Raw genomic sequence first — 2,257 nt, 5'->3', positions numbered from 1 at the left:
AAACGTGTTCTTTGAAAACTAGATAACAGTAGACATCACATTCAATTAGTAAGACAAGATATCACATAGTGATTCTTTTTAACGGTTAAGTTAGAAAGGGCGCACGGTGGATGCCTTGGCACTAGGAGCCGATGAAGGACGGGACGAACACCGATATGCTTCGGGGAGCTGTAAGCAAGCTTTGATCCGGAGATTTCCGAATGGGGAAACCCACCACTCGTAATGGAGTGGTATCCATATCTGAATTCATAGGATATGAGAAGGCAGACCCGGGGAACTGAAACATCTAAGTACCCGGAGGAAGAGAAAGCAAATGCGATTCCCTGAGTAGCGGCGAGCGAAACGGGATTAGCCCAAACCAAGAGGCTTGCCTCTTGGGGTTGTAGGACACTCTGTACGGAGTTACAAAAGAACGAGGTAGATGAAGAGGTCTGGAAAGGCCCGCCATAGGAGGTAACAGCCCTGTAGTCAAAACTTCGTTCTCTCCTGAGTGGATCCTGAGTACGGCGGAACACGTGAAATTCCGTCGGAATCCGGGAGGACCATCTCCCAAGGCTAAATACTCCCTAGTGACCGATAGTGAACCAGTACCGTGAGGGAAAGGTGAAAAGCACCCCGGAAGGGGAGTGAAAGAGATCCTGAAACCGTGTGCCTACAAGTAGTCAGAGCCCGTTAACGGGTGATGGCGTGCCTTTTGTAGAATGAACCGGCGAGTTACGATCCCGTGCAAGGTTAAGCAGAAGATGCGGAGCCGCAGCGAAAGCGAGTCTGAATAGGGCGCATGAGTACGTGGTCGTAGACCCGAAACCAGGTGATCTACCCATGTCCAGGGTGAAGTTCAGGTAACACTGAATGGAGGCCCGAACCCACGCACGTTGAAAAGTGCGGGGATGAGGTGTGGGTAGGGGTGAAATGCCAATCGAACCTGGAGATAGCTGGTTCTCTCCGAAATAGCTTTAGGGCTAGCCTCAAGGTAAGAGTCTTGGAGGTAGAGCACTGATTGGACTAGGGGCCCCTACCGGGTTACCGAATTCAGTCAAACTCCGAATGCCAATGACTTATCCTTGGGAGTCAGACTGCGAGTGATAAGATCCGTAGTCGAAAGGGAAACAGCCCAGACCGCCAGCTAAGGTCCCAAAGTATACGTTAAGTGGAAAAGGATGTGGAGTTGCTTAGACAACCAGGATGTTGGCTTAGAAGCAGCCACCATTTAAAGAGTGCGTAATAGCTCACTGGTCGAGTGACTCTGCGCCGAAAATGTACCGGGGCTAAACGTATCACCGAAGCTGCGGACTGTTCTTCGAACAGTGGTAGGAGAGCGTTCTAAGGGCTGTGAAGCCAGACCGGAAGGACTGGTGGAGCGCTTAGAAGTGAGAATGCCGGTATGAGTAGCGAAAGAGGGGTGAGAATCCCCTCCACCGAATGCCTAAGGTTTCCTGAGGAAGGCTCGTCCGCTCAGGGTTAGTCGGGACCTAAGCCGAGGCCGAAAGGCGTAGGCGATGGACAACAGGTTGATATTCCTGTACCACCTCCTCACCATTTGAGCAATGGGGGGACGCAGGAGGATAGGGTAAGCGCGGTATTGGATATCCGCGTCCAAGCAGTTAGGCTGGGAAATAGGCAAATCCGTTTCCCATAAGGCTGAGCTGTGATGGCGAGCGAAATATAGTAGCGAAGTTCCTGATTCCACACTGCCAAGAAAAGCCTCTAGCGAGGTGAGAGGTGCCCGTACCGCAAACCGACACAGGTAGGCGAGGAGAGAATCCTAAGGTGATCGAGAGAACTCTCGTTAAGGAACTCGGCAAAATGACCCCGTAACTTCGGGAGAAGGGGTGCTCTGTTAGGGTGCAAGCCCGAGAGAGCCGCAGTGAATAGGCCCAGGCGACTGTTTAGCAAAAACACAGGTCTCTGCGAAGCCGTAAGGCGAAGTATAGGGGCTGACGCCTGCCCGGTGCTGGAAGGTTAAGAGGAGCGCTTAGCGTAAGCGAAGGTGCGAATTGAAGCCCCAGTAAACGGCGGCCGTAACTATAACGGTCCTAAGGTAGCGAAATTCCTTGTCGGGTAAGTTCCGACCCGCACGAAAGGCGCAACGATCTGGGCACTGTCTCAACGAGAGACTCGGTGAAATTATAGTACCTGTGAAGATGCAGGTTACCCGCGACAGGACGGAAAGACCCCGTGGAGCTTTACTGCAGCCTGATATTGAATGTTGGTACAGCTTGTACAGGATAGGTAGGAGCCTTGGAAACCGGAGCGC

Annotated in this window: 1 rRNA gene; it reads left to right on the top strand. The window is 52.2% G+C overall.

From position 1 onward, the window contains the following. Positions 1 to 83: 83 nt before the first annotated feature. Positions 84 to 2,257: ribosomal RNA gene (locus CVV77_RS21780) — 23S ribosomal RNA — on the top strand; the annotation flags it as partial.

The sequence above is a fragment of the Bacillus sp. SN1 genome, assembly GCF_002796895.1.
In the GTDB taxonomy this organism is placed as follows: domain Bacteria; phylum Bacillota; class Bacilli; order Bacillales; family Bacillaceae; genus Bacillus; species Bacillus inaquosorum.
Note: the sequence above shows the minus strand (reverse complement) of the source record. Positions and strands in the feature narration are given on the sequence as shown.